The sequence below is a fragment of the Pseudomonas sp. PSB18 genome, from assembly GCF_014596565.1.
Taxonomy (GTDB): Bacteria; Pseudomonadota; Gammaproteobacteria; order Pseudomonadales; family Pseudomonadaceae; genus Aquipseudomonas.
This window is the reverse complement of sequence record NZ_NOIN01000005.1, coordinates 283,659-301,987: the sequence shown is the minus strand read 5'-3', so window position 1 is coordinate 301,987 and position 18,329 is coordinate 283,659. Positions and strand designations below refer to the sequence as shown.

At 61.9% G+C, this 18,329-nt stretch carries 17 protein-coding genes; 15 read left to right on the top strand and 2 right to left on the bottom strand.

Features of this window, described 5'->3' with window-relative positions:
* Positions 1 to 14: 14 nt before the first annotated feature.
* The 14 genes from CGA22_RS14860 to CGA22_RS14795 are packed head-to-tail and all read left to right on the top strand — an operon-like array spanning position 15 to position 15,611.
* Positions 15 to 281, top strand: coding sequence for an acyl carrier protein (locus tag CGA22_RS14860; RefSeq protein ID WP_041024094.1), 267 nt, complete (start codon positions 15 to 17; stop codon positions 279 to 281).
* A 12-nt stretch (positions 282 to 293) separates the two neighbouring features.
* Entirely contained in the window at positions 294 to 1,316 is a 1,023-nt protein-coding gene (locus tag CGA22_RS14855; RefSeq protein WP_041024093.1) for a hypothetical protein, read from the top strand.
* Positions 1,313 to 2,341 carry a fatty acid desaturase family protein gene (locus tag CGA22_RS14850; protein WP_052435183.1) on the top strand — a complete coding sequence of 343 codons (1,029 nt, stop codon included), beginning with the start codon at positions 1,313 to 1,315 and terminating at the stop codon, positions 2,339 to 2,341. Before CGA22_RS14855 ends, CGA22_RS14850 begins: the two co-directional genes overlap by 4 nt.
* Positions 2,338 to 4,950, top strand: a complete 2,613-nt coding sequence (locus CGA22_RS14845; protein WP_052435182.1) for an aminotransferase class III-fold pyridoxal phosphate-dependent enzyme — start codon at positions 2,338 to 2,340, stop codon at positions 4,948 to 4,950. The genes CGA22_RS14850 and CGA22_RS14845 overlap by 4 nt, the downstream gene beginning before the upstream one ends.
* Before the next feature lie 14 nt (positions 4,951 to 4,964).
* Positions 4,965 to 5,417, top strand: a complete 453-nt coding sequence (locus CGA22_RS14840; protein WP_041024092.1) for an SRPBCC family protein — start codon at positions 4,965 to 4,967, stop codon at positions 5,415 to 5,417.
* A complete protein-coding gene (locus CGA22_RS14835; RefSeq protein WP_041024091.1) occupies positions 5,414 to 6,544 on the top strand; it encodes a hypothetical protein in 1,131 nt (376 codons plus the stop codon). The genes CGA22_RS14840 and CGA22_RS14835 overlap by 4 nt, the downstream gene beginning before the upstream one ends.
* Before the next feature lie 18 nt (positions 6,545 to 6,562).
* Positions 6,563 to 7,249 carry an ABC transporter ATP-binding protein gene (locus CGA22_RS14830; RefSeq protein WP_052435181.1) on the top strand — a complete coding sequence of 229 codons (687 nt, stop codon included), beginning with the start codon at positions 6,563 to 6,565 and terminating at the stop codon, positions 7,247 to 7,249.
* A complete protein-coding gene (locus tag CGA22_RS14825) occupies positions 7,246 to 9,606 on the top strand; it encodes an ABC transporter permease (protein ID WP_084213806.1) in 2,361 nt (786 codons plus the stop codon). The genes CGA22_RS14830 and CGA22_RS14825 overlap by 4 nt, the downstream gene beginning before the upstream one ends.
* Complete coding sequence (locus CGA22_RS14820; RefSeq protein WP_041024089.1) at positions 9,603 to 10,382, top strand: outer membrane lipoprotein-sorting protein; 780 nt, start codon at positions 9,603 to 9,605, stop codon at positions 10,380 to 10,382. The genes CGA22_RS14825 and CGA22_RS14820 overlap by 4 nt, the downstream gene beginning before the upstream one ends.
* A gap of 16 nt (positions 10,383 to 10,398) precedes the next feature.
* Positions 10,399 to 10,656, top strand: a complete 258-nt coding sequence (locus CGA22_RS14815; protein ID WP_041024088.1) for an acyl carrier protein — start codon at positions 10,399 to 10,401, stop codon at positions 10,654 to 10,656.
* Positions 10,653 to 11,870, top strand: coding sequence for a beta-ketoacyl-[acyl-carrier-protein] synthase family protein (locus CGA22_RS14810; RefSeq protein WP_041024087.1), 1,218 nt, complete (start codon positions 10,653 to 10,655; stop codon positions 11,868 to 11,870). The genes CGA22_RS14815 and CGA22_RS14810 overlap by 4 nt, the downstream gene beginning before the upstream one ends.
* Complete coding sequence (locus CGA22_RS14805) at positions 11,867 to 12,853, top strand: SDR family NAD(P)-dependent oxidoreductase (RefSeq protein ID WP_041024086.1); 987 nt, start codon at positions 11,867 to 11,869, stop codon at positions 12,851 to 12,853. Before CGA22_RS14810 ends, CGA22_RS14805 begins: the two co-directional genes overlap by 4 nt.
* Complete coding sequence (locus CGA22_RS14800) at positions 12,850 to 14,379, top strand: acyl-CoA dehydrogenase family protein (protein WP_156996965.1); 1,530 nt, start codon at positions 12,850 to 12,852, stop codon at positions 14,377 to 14,379. Before CGA22_RS14805 ends, CGA22_RS14800 begins: the two co-directional genes overlap by 4 nt.
* Entirely contained in the window at positions 14,376 to 15,611 is a 1,236-nt protein-coding gene (locus CGA22_RS14795) for a DUF1302 family protein (protein ID WP_041024085.1), read from the top strand. Before CGA22_RS14800 ends, CGA22_RS14795 begins: the two co-directional genes overlap by 4 nt.
* A gap of 39 nt (positions 15,612 to 15,650) precedes the next feature.
* Here CGA22_RS14795 and CGA22_RS14790 read toward each other — a convergent pair whose 3' ends face one another.
* On the bottom strand, positions 15,651 to 17,165 hold the full coding sequence (locus CGA22_RS14790) for an FAD-dependent oxidoreductase (protein ID WP_041024084.1): 1,515 nt from the start codon (positions 17,163 to 17,165) through the stop codon (positions 15,651 to 15,653).
* Between the two features lie 44 nt (positions 17,166 to 17,209).
* On the opposite strand from CGA22_RS14790, the gene CGA22_RS14785 reads away from it, so the two are divergent.
* Positions 17,210 to 17,698, top strand: a complete 489-nt coding sequence (locus CGA22_RS14785) for a MarR family winged helix-turn-helix transcriptional regulator (protein ID WP_041024083.1) — start codon at positions 17,210 to 17,212, stop codon at positions 17,696 to 17,698.
* 7 nt (positions 17,699 to 17,705) lie between these two features.
* Here the strand turns inward: CGA22_RS14785 and CGA22_RS14780 are convergent, their stop codons facing one another.
* Positions 17,706 to 18,317, bottom strand: a complete 612-nt coding sequence (locus CGA22_RS14780; RefSeq protein ID WP_256223171.1) for a TetR/AcrR family transcriptional regulator — start codon at positions 18,315 to 18,317, stop codon at positions 17,706 to 17,708.
* Between the last annotated feature and the right edge of the window lie 12 nt (positions 18,318 to 18,329).

Sequence of the window (18,329 nt, the reverse complement as noted above, 5' to 3'; positions counted from 1 at the left end):
TGCAAGGAGCACCTGTGTTTGATGTTATTTGCCAGACCATCCACCGCCTCTCGACGCAAGGCATTCTGCCGGCCCACCTCAATGGCTATCCATTGAAGGCCAGCGACACGCTGTTGGACTTGGGGCTCGACTCGATGGGCCAGTTGACGCTGCTGTCGGAGCTCCGGGGACAGCTGTCGACGGATTTTTCCGCGTCTCTGATCGACGCAATGACCACCCTCCAGGAGTTGGCGCAGTTGCTCGAACACGCCAGCACATTCGAGTTGTCTGCCGCGGTCTGAAGGGGCTCAAGCATGTCCAATACCATCTCTGACAAGGCAGCGTGGTTCGTCAGTGCCCGAGCCGACACGCTGGCGATCCTGATTGGCGGTCCGCTTATTTCGGTGGCGTTGCTGCTGGCGATCATGCAGGGCCCGGCGTTCCTGATCGGTGCGTTGCTGTTCGCACTGTTCCTGGATATTCCCCACGTGTTGCACACCCACGTCCGGTTGTTTGCCGAACCCCTTGAGTACCAGCGCCACAAGGGGCGCTTCTGGGGCAGCCTGCTCGTGATCTCGGCGGTTTGCGTCGGGTTGTATGCGCTGAACGCCTTGCCCTGGCTGGTCGCGATCTGGGTGTACTGGCAACCCTACCACGTGTGCAAGCAACACTTCGGTGTGGCCGCGCTCTATGCGAAGAAGGCCGGGTACCGGCATTCGACCCAGCCGGTTCGCGACATGGTGCTGGCGGGCTTCGCAGCCCCCTTGATGTACCGCATCACCCATGGCGGATTCCACTTCGGCGACTATCAGCTGTTCGGGCAGGCGCTGCCGTTCGCCAATATTTCCATCCCGACACCGGCGCTCGATCCGTACTGGGCCTGGCTCGCCTACGGAATATTCGCGGTCATGACCGTGAAGTTCATCGTGACCGAGTGGGCCCATCGGCGACAGGGGGAAGGCATGCCCCGTTTTGTGCTGGTGATGCTGGCGGTGTCGTTGGGGTTGTACAACACCGCGTACCTGCTGGTGGATGACCTGTATGCGCTGATTCTGATCGGCACCAGCATCCATGCCTTGCAATACCACCTGGTCTGCACCTCGACGGTCCAGGCAGGCCTGCGCAGAACCCAGGCGCAGCCAACACCCCCCGGTGCGTTGGGGGTGGCCCATGGCTGGGTCAGGCGCATGGGCGCCAGGCCCTGGATCTGGCTGAGTACCTTGGGCCTGGCCAGTCTGCTGGTCCTGAGCCTGGAAATGCCCTCGGTAGGATTGGTACCCCTCATCATCGTTCTTCATCACTTCTACCTGGACGGTGTCATTTGGAAACGTCGATGAAGACTGTGCCCGAGCGGGAGGGGCGAGCGTTTATCGCGGCGCTGCGCCCATTGATCGAGGACCTGCGACGCCATCAAGGGTGGCGTTATCGCCTGGATTTCGGGTTGAACATCGCACTGTTCTGGACCGCCTTGTCATTGCTGGAAGTCAGCCGCTTTCCGACCTGGCTGGTGCTCTACTCGGTGGCAGTGTTCACCCTGTATCGGTCGGCCATGTTCATCCACGAACTGGTCCATATGCCTCGGCGAGCAGTACCGGGATTCAATCTGATGTGGAATCTGGCCTGTGGGATTCCACTGCTGTTGCCGTCGTTTCTGTACCTGAGCCACATGGATCACCACACGCTGACGCGATACGGCACCCGGCAGGATCCGGAGTACCTGCCGTTTCAACGTCAGTTTGGCCGTAGCCTGTTCACCTTGCTGGTGGGCACGCTCCTGACGCCGCTGTTGCTGCTGTTGCGATTTGCCCTGGTCGGTCCGCTGTCATGGTGTATGCCGTCGCTACGGCGGGTGGTGATCGAGCGCTACAGCGCGGTCACCTTGCATGCCGCCTATCGAAACAGCGCCGCGCGGTTCAGCGCTTCGCAGGGATACAACCGCCTGCTCGAGGGGCTGACCAGCCTGTATGCCTGGGGGCTGATTCTGATGGCAGGGAGCGAATGGTTGCCCTGGTCCCGTATCGGCCTGTTCCTGGCCGTCATCTATGGGGTGCTGGGGATCAACATGTTCCGCACCTGCCTGGCCCATCGTTATGCCTCCAGCGGTCAGCCCGTGTCCTTGCAATGGCAACTGAGCGATTCCTCGACCCATGCCGTCCAGGGGCGCTGGCTGGAGTTGTTCGAGCCCCTGAGCCAGCGTTATCACGCGCTTCATCATCTGTTTCCGGCGTTGCCCTATCACGCCATGCGGCCTGCCCATGAACGTATCGTGGCGGCCCAGGGCATGGCGGCAGATCTCTATCGGCAGACCTGCGGCCATCCATCCTCCGTTTCCACGCCTTACTCCACCGAGAATCCGTCATGAGTCGCTGGCAGCAAATGAGTCCGTTTGAGCAATACGTCAACCCCGAGATTGGCGAGTTGATTCGCCGGGTTGGCCTCGACAAGACGTTCGTCCGCGGCGAAGGCTGCTACCTGTACGATGAAGAAGGCCGTGACTACCTGGACTTCCTCGGCGCCTACGGTGCGTTGCCGTTCGGTCACAGTCCGGACGAGTTGCTGGCGGAGCTGGCCAGTTTCCAGCACACCCGGGAACCGATTTTCGTCCAGCCGTCCAGCCTCGCCGCGAGCGGTCTGCTGGCGCAACGGTTGCTGGCCATCGCACCGGGTCAATACCGCAGCGTGACCTTCCAGAACAGTGGTGCTGAGACGGTCGAGGCGGCCCTCAAGGCGTGCCTGATCAAGACCGGACGCAAGCGTATTCTGTCGACGTATCACAGTTTCCACGGCAAGACCCTGGGGGCGCTCTCTGCGACTGGCTCGGACAAATACCAGGCAGGATTCCAGGCCCCGTTGCCAGGTTTCGACTTTGTCGACTACGGCGATATCCAGGCCCTTGAAGCCCAGTTGCAGCAATATCCGGGCGCCTATGCGGCGGTCATTGTCGAACCGGTCCAGGGGGAGGGCGGTATCAACCTGCCGCCGGCCGATTACTTGCGGCAAGTCCGGGCAGCGTGTGACCGCAGCGGCACGTTGCTGATTATCGATGAAGTCCAGACCGGACTGGGGCGTACCGGAACCCTGTTCGCCAGCGCCGGTGTGCAAGCCGATTGCTTGTTGCTCGCCAAGGCCCTGGGCGGCGGCGTCATGCCCATCGGTGCGTGTCTGCTGAGCGAGAATGCCTACAGCGCGGATTTCCAGAACAAGCATTCGTCCACCTTCGGCGGCAATACACTGGCCTGTCGCATCGGCCTGAAAGTGCTGGATCTGTTGCAAGAACGCCAGGGCTTGTTGGACAACGTGCGTGAGCATGGACAGTACCTGCTCGAACAGCTCAAGGCCCTGGCCGCACGACACGCCTCGTTCATCAAGGAAGTCCGTGGCACAGGTTATCTGATTGGCATCGAGTTCGAGCTTGATCGCAGCCACTATCCACAATTCCACGGTGGCTTCACCGGCATCATGGGCGAGCAGGAAAGCCTGGTGCCGATCCTGGCCAGTTACCTGCTCAACGTCGAAGGCATACGCGTGGCGCCGACCCTCAATGGCGCCAACGTGATGCGTGTCGAACCGCCATTGATTGCCGGCCGTGCCGAATGTGAGCGGTTCATCCAGGCCCTGGCCCGGACCCTGCAATGGGTCGAGGACGGGCGCACAGGCACGCTGCTGGCGCACCTGCTGGACGCTGAACCCAGCCCAGCAGGTCCAGCCGGGCAAGCCAGGCATGGGGTGGATTTCAGCGAGCCGGTGGCCGAGAACCATTTCGCGTTCGTCCTCCATCCGCTGGAGCTGTCGAACTATGCCGAGTTCGATGAAAGCCTCAGCCACTACTCGCAGTCGTCGTTGCAGCTGCTGGAACAGCGTTTGAACCCGCTGCTCGATCCATTCTTCGTTTCCACGGTAACGCTGACATCGCCCGCCACGGGCCGCACGGTCACCGGCGACTTCATCATGGTGCCGCGTTCGGCGGCCCAGCTTGCCGAGATGCCCGTGGAGGAGTCGTGTGCAGTGATTGGCCAGGCCATCGACATGGCGCGGCAGCGCGGCGCCACCCTGGTGGGATTGGGCGGGCACACTTCGATTGTGACGGGAGGAGGGATGCGCCTGCTGGATAAAGGCGTGGCCCTGACCACCGGCAACAGCTACACCCTGCTGACGGCGGTAGAAGCCGCCTGTCGCGCGGTGCGCATGACCGGGCGACGGATGCAGGACATGCGCGTCGCCGTCGTCGGTGCGACGGGCAGCATCGGTTCGGCCATCGCACGGTTGATCGTGGCGCAGGCCGGCCAGGTCACCCTGGTGGGCAACCCCAAGAGCGCACGCTTCAACACCCCGCGTTTCGCTTCAGTGATCAACCAGCTCGTGGCTTACAGCGCGCAGGCGACGGCGGCACCGGGTAGCGTGCTGGCGCACATCGCGCAACGCCTGGATGAGCAGGACAGTGCGAGCCTCGGTTCATTGCTCCTGGCGGAAAACGGTCGCCACACGGCATTGCGCTGGAGCAACGATGTCCAGCAGTCGCTGGCCGACGCCGATCTGGTGCTGATCGCGACCAACAGTGCCGAACGGTTCATCAGCGCCGACGATATCGCCGCCGATGCCATCCTGTGCGACATCTCCAGACCGGCCAACGTCAGCCAGGACATCGCCATTCGCCGCCCGGACGTGCTGGTGCTCGATGGGGGCATTGTCGAAATGCCCGGCGACGCTCGACTCGGCTCGCGCTACGGCATTCCCGACGACCTGGCTTACGCCTGCATGGCCGAGACCATGATGCTCGCCCTGGAAGGCCTCTCCCGGCATACCAGCCTCGGCCTGGACCTGAGCAACGATGACCTGGAACTGGTCCAGGCGTTGTCCAGCCGCCACGGGTTCAAGCTTGCCGGTTTCCGCAGTTTCGACAAAGCCCTCGACCCTGTCGCCTGGCAGCGATACGCCGAGCGTTTCAATCTTGCCACCGCCGAACCTATCTGACCGAGGAAGCCCGAATGCCGGTATTGGAAAAAACCACGCTGATCAAGGGGCGTAGTTGTGCGGAGGTCTTCGATTTCTGCATGGAGGGGGTCAATTTCCCGAAGATTTTCCCTGAGCGCGTCACCCCGTTGGGCAACATCGACATCGCCGATCTGCGGATCGCCCAGGGGCGCCAGTTTCGCTTCCGGCACTGGATGTTCGGGTTCATCCCGGCCAACTGGACCGTGGCCATTCGCGAGGTTAAGGAAAATGAGTACTTCATCGACGAGATGATCAAGGGGCCGTTGAGTGCCTTCCGGCACGAGCATCGGGTCGCAGCGGCAGCCGGCGGCACGCTCTATACCGATCGGGTCACCTACAAGGCGATAGGGGGGGCATTGCTGGAGCGGTTGTTTGTGAATGCCTACATGGACCGCATCTTCGAAGCCCGTCATCGCAACATGCAACAACTACTGGATGCCTCATGATCTCGATTGAAGTAGTGAACACAGCCAAGCGCCTGAAGCAGTTCATCGAGCTGCCTTTCCGCTTGTACGCCGACGATCCGAAATGGGTGGCGCCCCTGCGCAGTGACATGAAGCGCATCCTGTCGCCACGCCATAACCCGTTCTTTCGCGAAGCGCAGATCGAGCATTTCCTGGCGGTGGACGGACAGGGCCAGGCGCAAGGCCGGATAAGCGTGAGTATCCATGCCGAGTACAACCAGCGTTTCGGCGACGAGCACGTATTCTTCGGCTTTTTTGAGGTGACCCCTGACCCTGCCGTTGCGCAAGCCTTGTTCGAAGCGGTTGCCAATTGGGCCCGGGCTCGAGGCAAGTCCAGGTTACTGGGGCCTTACAGCTACACCTCGACCCAGGACGCCGCGCTGCTGCTGGAAGACCTGGACGGACGTCCCCCGACGCTGCTGCAAACCTATAACCCGCTCTGGTATGCCGAGATCCTTAAACAGGTAGGCTTCGACCTGGCGTTCACCTTCAGCACCTACGGTGTCGATGCCGAGCAGTATCGTGCACGACGCAAGGCCAGCCGCAGCGAAAAAGTGCTGCCCGGCAGCCAGTTCAGTGTGCGCACGGCGACGCGTGCCGATCTCAAGTCCAATCTGGAAGAGATCCGCTGCCTGTTCAACAGCGCCTTTGCCGAAAACTACGAAGTCGCGCCGATCTCCCAGCCCAGCTTCAAGTTTCATATCGACAGCGTGAAAGCCTTCATCGACCTGGAGGGGATCAAGCTGATCGAGCTCGACGGCCGAGCGGTGGCGTTCTTTGTGATTTTGCCGGATCTGAACCAGATACTGAGCCAGCTCAAGGGCCACTTCGGTTTGTTCGACCTCTTCAAGTTGGGGCGCTACAAACGCAGCGTCAATGGGGCGGTCATTGCCTTGATCGGTGCCGATCCGTCGGTACAGGGGCGCGGTCTCGGACGGTTGATCGGTGATGAAATCGTCCGTTATGCCGAACCGCGCTTCGAACGGGTGGACACCATGTGGATCGACGACCGCAACCCTTCCAGCTACGTGCTGGCGCGCAATGTCGGGATGCGCCGGACCAAGCGCTATGGCGTTTTCGGACTCGATCTGGCTGAAGCAGCGCTCTGAACTGGAGTTGTAGACGAAATGGATATCCCTTTGATTTCCTTGACTGGGCTGAAAAAATTCTACCCCAGCGGCGATGAGCGCAGTCTGGTGCTGAACAGCATCAACCTGGACATTTCCCGCGCCAGCATGACCGTGATCCGGGGTATATCCGGATCGGGTAAAACCACGCTTCTCAACATACTCGGTGGCCTGGATCGGGCCGATGAGGGCCAGGTGCGCGTGGGAGACGCGAGCCTGGACAGCATGGACTTCAAAGCCTTGACCCGATTCCGGGCCGAGCGCGTGGGGTTCATCTTCCAGTTTCACAACCTGATCCCGACGTTGACGGTCAAGGAAAACGTGCTGACCGGGCTTGAGCCGATCCGCTCGGTCACGCCACGGGACCACGCGCGTGCCGAGGAGTACCTGCGTAAAGTCGGGCTGCATGAGCACGCCGAAAAATTCCCCTCCAAGCTGTCGGGCGGCCAGCAGCAGCGGGTGGCGATCGCCAGGGCGCTGATCAAGGAACCGCAATTGATTCTTGCGGACGAGCCCACTGGCAGCCTGGATGAAGAGACCGGGATGCGGGTGTTCGAACTGTTGCGCCAGATGCAGGAAGAGAAACAGATCACCGTGGTGATCGTCACGCACAACCCCGGGCTGGGGCAGCATGCCGATCATGTCTACGAGATGCGCTCGGGCAATCTGCACAGGGCCGACTCATGAACATGCTGGTGCGGCATGTGCTTCGCTCGGTTCTGGTGATTCGCTATCGGTTGCTGACCATTGCGCTGATCTGTGCCTCGACCTTTGGTGTGCTGGTGGGCGCCTACTCGGCCATCGACAGTTTGTTCAGCACGGTCGAGGACATCCAGTCCAATGCCGCCATGGCGGAGTTGGAGGTGATCTTTGCCCCCGATGACCTGATCAACCTGCCGGCGTTCGATGACATCGACGGCGTGACCGCCATTCATCATCGGTTGTTGATGCCCGGGCTGGCGCCCCTTGGTGGTGAACAGCCGGTCGCCGGGTTGATGGTCAGTGCACCCGCGCAGGACTTCCTGGCGGTCAACCGCTTGAAGGTTTTGCAGGGGCGCCTGCCCGAGGCCATGGAGACCACGGGGATCGCTCTGGAGCGAAACTGCGCGCAGTTCCATGGCAAGGGCGTGGGGGATCGTTTCAACTTCACCGCGGGGCAGGCCGAGTACCCGGTGGAGGTGATCGGGATTGTCGAAAGTCCCGAGTACCTGGTCGCGCCCCTCAACCCCAGCGTCTATGTGCCCAGCAACGGTTCGCTGTGCGTGCTGTTCGCCGATCAGGCGCTGATGCATCAGCAGTTGGGCTTCTCGGCCATCAACAGCCTGTTGTTCAGCCTGTCGCCGGCCGCGTCGCTCACGCAGCTCAAGCAGCGCATCACCGAGCGGGCGCAGTCACGTCTGGCGGTGGATTATGTGTTGCCACGCCAGGAGCAGTTCAGCCAGAAGTTCCTCGAACTGGACCTCAACACCTTCAAGGTTTTCCTGCCTACAGTGGTGCTGATTTTTGCGCTGTCGTCGACCCTGGTGGTGTTCTTCCTCATGTATCAGTGGGCCAAGGAAGAGCGGCCGCTGATCGCCATGTTCCTGACATTGGGCTATAGCCGTCGACAGGTAGCCTGCGCCTACGGCTTGCCGGCGCTGATGTTGATCGCGTTGGCGTTGGTCCTGGGCTGTGGCTTTGCGCTGTTCGACATGTATGCGTTCGGCTTGAACTACGCGCGAGCCATCGGCATGCCCGAGCCACAACTGATGTTCAAGCCACCTTATCTGTGGCGAGCCGGCCTGCTGCTGTGCGGCACCGTTGCACTGGGCATGTACCTGCCCATGCGTTCCATCCTCAGTATCACCCCCATGGACGCCTTGCGTGATGTCGGCGCCGGTCAGGAACAAACCCTGGCGCTGCGCATGGTGGCTTGCCTGCGGCACATTGGTGGACCTTTCTGGTTCCGCTATTCGTTGCGCAATTTGCTGCGCAGTTGGCGCATCAGCCTGGTGACGGTCCTGGCCATGTCAGCGAGTATCGCGATCACCATCGCGTTCTACATTTCCCTGACATCGATGGAGCGCACCGCCATCAGCAACGTCGAGCGTGACAGCTGGAGCCGCGTGGTCGACCTGGACGTGGCCTGGTGGGACGAGGACATCGAGCGTCTCAATGGCCTGGCGCCAGGCAGTCGCTGGTCGACCTTCGTCAAGGGCGGTGCCCAGGTCAGTGGCCAGGGGCAGCTGGACAACGCCAGCCTGCTGGGTATCGAACCGGCGGACGGCGTGCGTCATGTGAACCTCATGGAAGGCCGGATGCTGTTGGACGGCGACCTGGAAGCCCTGGTGATCGAGCGTCGTATCGCCATTTCACAGGGTGTGGGGCCGGGCGACCGGCTGACCCTCAAGGTGCGCGGCAATCTCTATCCAGCCAAGGTCGTCGGGGTGTTTTCCGGAGCGCTGCCGGGTGAAATCATCACCACTCGACGTTTCGCCCAGCGCATGTTGGCCCTCGATGAGCAATTCACCGGCGCCTACCTGATCGACGCGGGAAGCAGCGGCCTGGACGACGCCGCGATCTATGCCTTGCCGGGCGTGGTACGGGTGACGTCCAAGCAGAATATTGTCGCGTCCATTCTCGAAATCAGCTCGCACATCTGGGTGATCATCCATATCTCGGCGCTGATGAGCATCGCCATCGCCCTGTTGTTTGCCATCACCAGCATGAACTTCAGCATTGTGGGGCGGCGCGGTGAGTACGGTGTACTGCGGATCCTCGGTTTCAGCGACCGCAGCGTGTCGCTGATCATGCTCTGTGAAACCCTGAGCATCGCCGTGGTCGCCGGCATTGTCGCCATCCCCTTGGGGTATGGCCTTGGCGCTGTCCTAAACCATCGCTTGACCGATGTCTGGTTCAAGATCAACACCGACCCTGCCTTCAGCGATTTCTGGCGAGTCATCCTGCCGGCACTGGTGATCATTCCCTTTGCGGCGATGCCTGCCATTCGCCACGTATTCCGCATCCCGGCGGTTGACACTCTCAAGCTCAGGAACTTCGGATGAACAACAAGCTGCCTGTTACTTTTTCCCTGTTGATGATGTGCATCGGGTCAGCCCATGCCGACGATGCGCTGTCGGTCATGCGCGATTCCGATCGCCGCATGAAAGCGGCGGATGAAAGGGTCGATTACCGCATGGAATTGTTGGAAGGCGAGCGCTTGACGTTCACCCGCCAGCTCAGCCGCCTGGACAAGCGAATGAGTGATCGCACGGGGACCTTGGTGCGCTTTACCGCTCCGGCAGCGGTCAAGAACGTTGCGCTACTGATCGAAGACAGTGGCAAGGCCATCAACGATATCTGGTCCTACACCCCATCGACCAAAAGCCTGCGACGCCTGGCGGGCTCGCAAAAGCAGAATTGGTTCATGGGCACGGACTTCACCTACGAGGATTTTGAAGACTACAAGCTGGACAGCTATCAGTTCACCAGCCTGGCGTCTCCCGAGCCTTGCCTGAGCTGGCCGGCCTGTCGGCGCATCGAGGCGAAGGCAAAAAGCGAAGAGGCGGACGTGTCCGGTTATTCGCGCAAGGTCTACTACCTCGAAGAGGCCAGTCGCTACCCGGTGCAGGTGGACTATTTCGATCGCCAGGGCGTGCTGGTCAAACAGCTCAAGACCGAGGGCCTGCAAGTCGTCGACGGCTTCAGCAGGCCGACGGTGCAGACCATGCACAACCTGGCTGCGAACAAGAGCACGCGCCTGATCGTCGAGAAGGTCAGCATCAATCTCGGCGTCGCTGACGCTGAGTTCACCCAACGTGCATTGCGCACTGAACACTGATCCCGGGTAGTCATTTATGTCGACGCAATCGCTGCAAGCACTGGTATTGGAGCTACTGGCCAGCACCCTGGAACTGGATATCACGGAGATGGACGTCCAACTGAGCGTGGAAGAGCTGGGGCTCGACTCGCTGGACGTGTTGAAGCTGACTTACGCGATTGAAAAGCGCTTTGGCGTCAATCTCTCCGCCTACAGCCATACCGACATCAGTTCAGTGCATCGCCTGGTGGAAATATTGGCCGAACAGTTGTCCACCCAGCGAGCTGTTTCATGAACGCCGTCGTCATCACCGGCGTCGGCTGTGTTTCACCTTTCGGTGTCGGCCGACAGGCTTTATGGGACGGTCTGGCCCAGGGGCTTGGCGCCATTGGCCCGGTGCCCAGTCTGAGCGAGGCGGTCGGTGCGGCCTGCAACGCCGGCGCGGTGCCCGAAGACGCCCTGGTCGACCGGTTCAGTGCCAACGAGTTGCTGCTGTTGGACCGTGCCAGCCAGTTCGCCTTGCTGGCCGCCGCCGAGGCCGTGGACATGGCCGCGATCGACCTGGCACAGGTTGATCCGACGCGCTGTGCGGTTTACATGGGCACGGCGGTGGGCGGCAGTGAGTCGCTGCACAGCGCTTACCTGGATCTTTATCAGGCCCGCAGTTCCACCCTGGCGCCCTGGACGGTGCCACGGGTCATGGCGAACGCCGCCGCCAGCCACTTGAGCCTCAAGTACGGCTTCAAAGGGCCCGCCCTGACGATCAGCACGGCATGCGCGTCTTCGACCCAGGCGATTGGCGAGGCTTATCGTCTCCTGCGTCACGGTGATGCCGACCTGGTCATGGCGGGGGGCACGGATGCCTGTCTCAACGCACTGGTGTGGAAAGCCTGGGAGGCCTTGCGCGCGATGGCCCCGGATACCTGCCGACCGTTTTCCTCCGGTCGTCGGGGCATGGTGCTGGGGGAGGGCGGCGGTGTCCTGATCATGGAAACCCTGGCCCACGCCCAGGCCCGGGGCGCACCGATCCTGGCCCAGATACTGGGCTACGGCGTCAACAGCGACGCCGGCGACCTGCTCAAGCCTTCTGTGGACGGCCCGGCCCAGGCGATGCGTCAGGCCATCGCGGACAGCCGGCTACCCGCCGAGACGTTCGGCTACGTCAACGCCCATGGAACCGGCACGTTGCTCAACGACCGTTGCGAGACCGCAGCGATCAAGCAGGTTTTTGGCAACCATGCATCGCAGCTGTGCGTCTCCTCGGTGAAGTCGGCCATCGGTCACCTGATGGGGGCAGCGGGTGTGGTGGAGTTGATTGGCGGCCTGATGGGCTCGATGCATGGGCAGATTCCCGGCACCCTCAACTACCTGGGCCGGGATGCGGAATGTGACCTGGATTATGTGACCGAGGGCACACGTCAGGCGAACGTCCAGGCCTGGCTGAAAAACTCCTTCGCGTTTGGGGGACTCAACGTTTCCTTGGCGCTGGCCACGGGGTTGTGTCGATGATTCTGGTCACGGGAGCCAGCGGATGCCTGGGCAGTCATATCGTGCGCAGGTTGCTGGAGCAGGGGGAGACCGTGGCGGTGCTGGTGCTGCCGGAGGACCCGGCTCCGGCGCTGTCGGGCTTGCGTGAGCGCCTGGACTGGCGTGAGGGCGATCTGCTGGATCCGGCCACTCTTGCCCCGGCACTCCGTGGCGTGACCAGGATCTACCACGCCGCCGGCCTGGCCTTGCCCTATGAAAGCGAGCGCCAACGGATGTTCGCGGTGAATGTGCAGGGGACGGTCAATTTATTGCAGGCCGCCCGCACTGCCGGTGTCGGCCGCATCCTGCATGTGTCTTCCATTGCCGCCGTGGGCTACCCGGCCCGGCAAGCGGATGAAACCATGGCTTATAACGGCGATGCGTTTCGCCTGGCCTATATGCACAGCAAGCGTGAGGCCGAGGAACAGGTACGCCGTTTCTGTGCCGAAGGCATGGACATCGTGATTGCCTGCCCGTCGGCGGTCATTGCCTCCCACTGCGATGTGCTGCACGGCTGGGGCAAGGTCATGCTCGATCTCCAGTACCGGCGCCTGCCGTTCATTCCACCCGGCGGCATCGCCGTTATCGGTGCGCGGGACCTGGTTCAGGGCCTGCAGGCCGTCATGGACGGCGGGCAGCGTGGCGAGCGCTACATCCTCAGCGCCCACAACATCAGTTACCGCGAGCTCTTCAGCTGCATGGCGGATGCGCTGAGCGTCAAGGCGCCACGCTGGCGACCCCGGTCACTGGCTTGGATCGTCGCCTTGCTGCGCCCGTTGGATCTGCTGATTGGCCGGGTTCCGCTGCGGCTATCGGCTGACGTGGTGGCTTTGTTGGGCCGACAGGTCCATTACCGAACCGACAAGGCCCGGCAGCAATTGGGGTTTGTTCCCAGCCAATCGTTGGAAGAACTGGTGCACGAGACGGCCCATTGGTTGACCCGTCTACAGGAGAGTAAGCGTTGAACGAAAGGATGGTGCCCGAGGTGGGTGTCCTGGCCGATACGCCGGCGGTGGTGCAGTTGAATGCCTGGCTGCGGAACTGGGCCAGGCGCCTGGATTTTCGCTTGGTGGACGAGCGCCGTTGCCTGCCGCCGCATTGGGTACTGGCGTTGGGCAACAAAGGCTTGCTGGGCATGCAGGTGGCCGAACGCGACGGTGGCCTGTTGGGGTTATCGAATTTCGAACTGCTGCGGGTTCAGCGTCAGTTGGGAGCGATTGACCTGACGCTGGCCTTTTTCGTGGGGCTAAACAACGGGCTGGGCATTCGACCCATCCAGCGTTTCGGCTCGCCGGCCATTAAAGAGCGCTATTTGCCGCAATTGGCCAGCGGACGAATACTCGCCGCGTTTGCGTTGACCGAACACGGCGCTGGCTCCAATCCTCTCGGTCTGTCGGCGACGGCCCGGCGGGAGAGGGAGGGCTTCAGGGTGAACGGGAGCAAGTCCTGGTCGGGGTCGGCCGCCTGGGCTGGGGTGATCTCGGTATTCACCCGGCATCTCGATGAACAGGGGCGCGACTGCGGTTTCGTCGGCTTGTGTCTGGATGCCGAGCAACCAGGCATGCGCCAGGGCAGCGAGGCGCTGACCCTGGGGCTCAAAGGCATGGTGCAGAATCAAGTGCATTTTGATGCCGCGCTGGTGGAGGCGGACCGGGTGCTGGGCAGTCCGTTCGCCGGCATGGCCGTGGCCAGCGACACCATGGCATACGGGCGCCTGGGCATCGCGGCCACTTGTGTCGGTGGACTATGGCGGTGTCTGCAACTGATGATGCGTTACAGCACCCAGCGCAGTTTGGGCAGTCATCGGCTTTGGGACCACCAGCACACGCAACGGGTCGTGGACGATGCGCTGTGTGCCGCGACCGCGATTGGCGGTTGGGTCGACGATCTTGCGCTTCGCCTGGATCAGGGCCTGCCCGAGGCGCCGCCGCAGGTACTGGCGGCGGTCAAATGGATGGCCAGCGAGATGCTCGGTGAAGTCAGTGACGCCGCCTTGCAGATGCTCGGTGCGCGGGGTTACTGCGACAACAATCCCATTGGCCAGCTATGGCGCGACGCGCGCATTACCCGCCTGTTCGAAGGACCGTCGGAAACACTGGCGACCTTTATCGGCCAACGGGTACAGGAGCAGCCCGTCACGACGCTTGATTACCTGGAGCAGACAACGCCCGGGAAGATCGCCGCCCAGCGACTTCGGCAATGGCTGGCCGACGCGGGCCCGATGGAACGCCTATCGGCTGGCACGCTCCGCCTGGGGGAATGCGTGGCTTGGCTGATGCTCTACGCCCAGCCGTTGGATGAGTCATCCAGGCGATGGGTCGAGTTCCGCCTGGAACAGGCATTGCACACTTGGGAGCGGGTCCGTTCACCGGTGCGGGCAATGCCTGGACTGGCTGAGTGGATCAATGCCAACGCAGGCCTGTGCGATGAGCCCCAACCTGGTGAAGACAGCACCATCGATCCTCTGCTCATGTCACGGGAAGGCCTATGAAGCGCACCGCATTGAAGGCCGGGTTGGCGATGAGTTTGCTCAGCAGCGCTTGCCAGGGCGCCTCGCTGGAGGCCTTGGATATCAGTGGTCGCCTGGAAACCCGGCAAGCACTGACGCGCGAGGGCGAATGGGGCCTCAACGAGTATTCAGCCCTGCTGGGTGGCAGTTGGCAGGATGATTCGGGCTGGCGGTACAAGGTGCAGGTCCGGGCGCTGCAGGAAAACCAACTCGACGGCGACTATCACGAAGTGGAGCCTCGTGAGTTGTTCGCCGAGTATCAGGGCGATCGTTGCACCAATACGTTGGGTGTACAACAAGTGGTCTGGGGCAGCGCCGATCGCCTGAGGGTTCTGGACGTGATTCATGCGTTCGACCGACGCGAAGGTTATTTTGGCGACTATGTCCAACAGCGTCGGCCACTGGCGATGCTCAACAGCGAGTGTTCGGTGTTCGAGGATCAATCGCTACAACTGCTGGTGATTCCGCAGACGCGCAAGGACCTGCTGCCCGATGCCGGTTCCCGTTTCGCCGAACCGACTGTCGAGAACGCCTTGGCGGGCATTCCCCGTACCGAGGCGGACGACCCGGACTGGCGTAAGCCCGCCGACTGGACACCGGCCCTGAAGTGGAGCGGCAACCTTCAGGGCATCGACTATTCATTGAATGCCTGGCATGGATGGCAAACGGAGGAGAGCTACACCGCCCGCTTGTCTCAGGCCGGTCTGAGTTATCGTGAGTCCCTGAAACGCCGCACCCTGTTCGGTGGCTCGTTCTCCACGCCGATAGGCCCCGTGGTCCTCAAGGGGGAGGCGGCGTTGGTTCCCGACGCGTACCGCTACTCGAGGGCATCGACGGGTGTGCTGGAACTTGAAAAAAACCGCCAGCAACAACTGCTGTTGGGGGTCGATTACCTGAGCGGCGATTGGTTCTTCGGCATGCAGTACTACAACCTCTGGAAGGACGAGGTGAAGGACGCCGTCGATCAGGATCGCTCTGAAATAGTCAGCCTGGCGATCCGGCGGGAGATGTGGCAGGGTCGGCTTTACCTGACGGGCTATCTGGCCCAGGACCTGCGGAACTCCGCGCAATACGCTGCCTTGGAAATGCGGTATGACCTCGATGCCCATTGGCAGTTGCGCACCGGATTGGACCTATTCGATGGCGACCGGCAGAGCTTCGGATATTTCGATGAGCAAAGCCGGTGGGTGAATGCTGTGCGTTATTCGTTTTAGGCTGTCACCCGCAGTCGTGGCGATGACCGCGGGAGGGATTCACTTCGATGCCTCTTCAAGTGGAACCACTCCCATGCGGAGCAAATAAGCTTCAAGCTCCGCTGTCCGGTCTGCGGCAAAGATCGCGCCGACATATCCGTCCGGACGGATCAGTACGCATTCGCCTGGCGTCACTTCGTAGCCATCGCGCAAGTGTCCGCAGGTATCGATGAGATCACCTTCCGGGCCGATGTGGTACACGTGCAATCCCGGTCGTGATCCCAGTGTCTCAAGCTTCGCCTCGTGGGCAAGCAGCGTCCAATGGGGCCCTTGAAACAACAGGAACAGCCGCGATGACTGACCCGCCGCGCCTTGGACCGTGGCATCCGGGGCGCGGTCCCCGGCGCGAACTCCACCTTGGCGTTCGGGCCGTTCCCAGGCGAGCGGCGAGTCCGGGTAACCGATATCGAGTTGGTGCACCTCGCGACCGCGGCGCATTCCGCCCCGTTCCCGGGCATTGAGCAAGCGTGTCGAAAGGCCAAGCACCGACTCGGCCACCGGACGACGCTCGACCTCGTAGGTATCGAGCAATTCTTCGCTTGCCCCCTTCAACACGGCCGCCAGCTTCCAGCCCAGGTTGTAGGCGTCCTGCACGCTGGTGTTCAGCCCTTGTCCGCCAGTGGGCGGGTGTATGTGAGCGGCATCGCCGACCAGCAGCACCCGGCCCACGCGGTAACGCTCGGCCAATCGGGCATTCATTTGGTAATCCGACGCCCAGGAAACCGAGTGGACGATCAGGTCTGTACGTCCCGTGCGTTCAGCGGCGAGAGCGGTCAGCCCCTCGGCCGAGAGGTCGGCCGGCGCACTTGGCGGGATCGGCGCCTGGATCTGGAAGAGGTCAGTACCGGCGAGCGGACAGATTGCAAACATGCGCGCCATGTCGCCGTCGTTGAACTGGTGCCAGGCGTCGCGCTCCAGCCCGGTCAGCACGACATCGGCAACAATGGCGCGCACGCCCAGGGTCTTGCCGGGAAAATCCACACCGAGAGCTTTCCTCACAAAGCTGCGCCCACCATCCGCACCGATCAGATAGCGGGCCCGAAGCAGTTCCTCGCCAGCCGGTCCGGCGATGCGCGCGGTAACGCCGTTGTCGTCCTGCTCAAAGCCCAGCAATTCCTGGTTGAATACCACTTGATGACCCAGCTCGTTCAACCGCTCGCGCATGATCTGTTCTGTCATGCATTGGGCAATCATCAATGGCCGTTGATAGGGTTCGGCCGGGGTTGGGTCGGCCTGCTCGGCCATGTCCGAATCGAGATAGCTGCCGTCGTCACGGTAGACGCGCTGGCGGGGGTAGGGCCCACCGGCCGCCGTCATCCGGTCGAGGATGCCCAGGTCCTCGAAGATTTCCTGTGTCCGTGGTTGGATGCCCTTGCCCCGCGAGCCCGGAAACGGTGTCGCCAGCTTCTCGATCAATTGGAACGAGACGCCGCGTCGCGCCAGCTCGATGGCGAGGGTAAGGCCGGCTGTGCCGGCACCGCAGATCAAGACATCGAGCATTGGTTGATTTGTCATGGCAGCTCCAATATGTGTAGGATGCACGTAATAGGAGCCATGCTATGTCATCGATAAAAAAGGTGCAAGATACACATATTTCCGAGCAGTTGAAGGTGCTGCATGGCGCGATGATCAGTCTCGTCAGTGCAATGAACCGACCACAGAACGACGAGAGAATGATCGAGGAGGCCGGCATCCGGCTCGACCGGGCGTTGTTCTTCGTGCTTGTGGGCATTGAGCGGCTGGGGCCAATCGGTGTGGTGGATCTGGCTGAGCGTTCAGGACGCGACTACACCACCATCAGTCGTCAGGTTGCCAAGCTCGAAAGCCTGGGTCTGGTGACGCGCCGTGCAAGTCCCGTCGATCGCCGCGTGCGCGAAGCAGTCATTGCGCCGGCGGGAAAGGCGATGACTGATCGCATCGACGCTGCGCGTGAGCGGATGGGGCGTGCGGTCTTCAAGGATTGGGACGTGGAGGAGTTCGAGACATTCGTCAGGCTGATGCGCAAGTTTGCCGATGGCCTGGAGAAGGAACTGTCCGTGGACGCTTGACCTGACCTCAATCAGCGTCCTGCACAGCGCCGCGGATAAGCGCCGCGAACGCTTGGGTCACCTCGTCCTTGCCATGCCGACCGCGCATCAAGGCTCCCGCAAGCGCTTCTCCCGCACCGACCAGGCCGGTACAACGCCGTTCCAGTTCGGTCGCGGGCAGCGCGGTGTGGGGTTTGAGCACACTGCTGAACATCTGCACGCAGTTATCCAGCAACTCCTGGAAAACCGCGGCTTTTTCGTTGCTTCCCGCCAGTGCCGCACCGACGGCAAAGAACTCGTCGGTGTTGTCTGCCGCGCATTGGATATAGGCGCTGGCGAGCACCTGCGCGGTTTCTTCCAGGGGCCGCTCGGTGCCTGCCATCGCGTCACGGAACGCGTTGACCCGCTCGGTATCGATCCATCTGTAGAGCTCGATCAGCAGCCCCGATCGGGTGCCGAAATGATCATAGACCACTGGTTTGGACACACCTGCGCGCACCGCCAGATGCCCCAGGGTCAAGCGGTCGGCGCCTTCCTCGCGCACGATCACTAATGCGGTATCCAGCAATTGCCGCCGCCGTTCGGCTTTTGCAAGCCGGCGGGTAGAGGACGGGTTCGGGGACTCGATGTCGGTTTGCACTTCGTCGCTCCA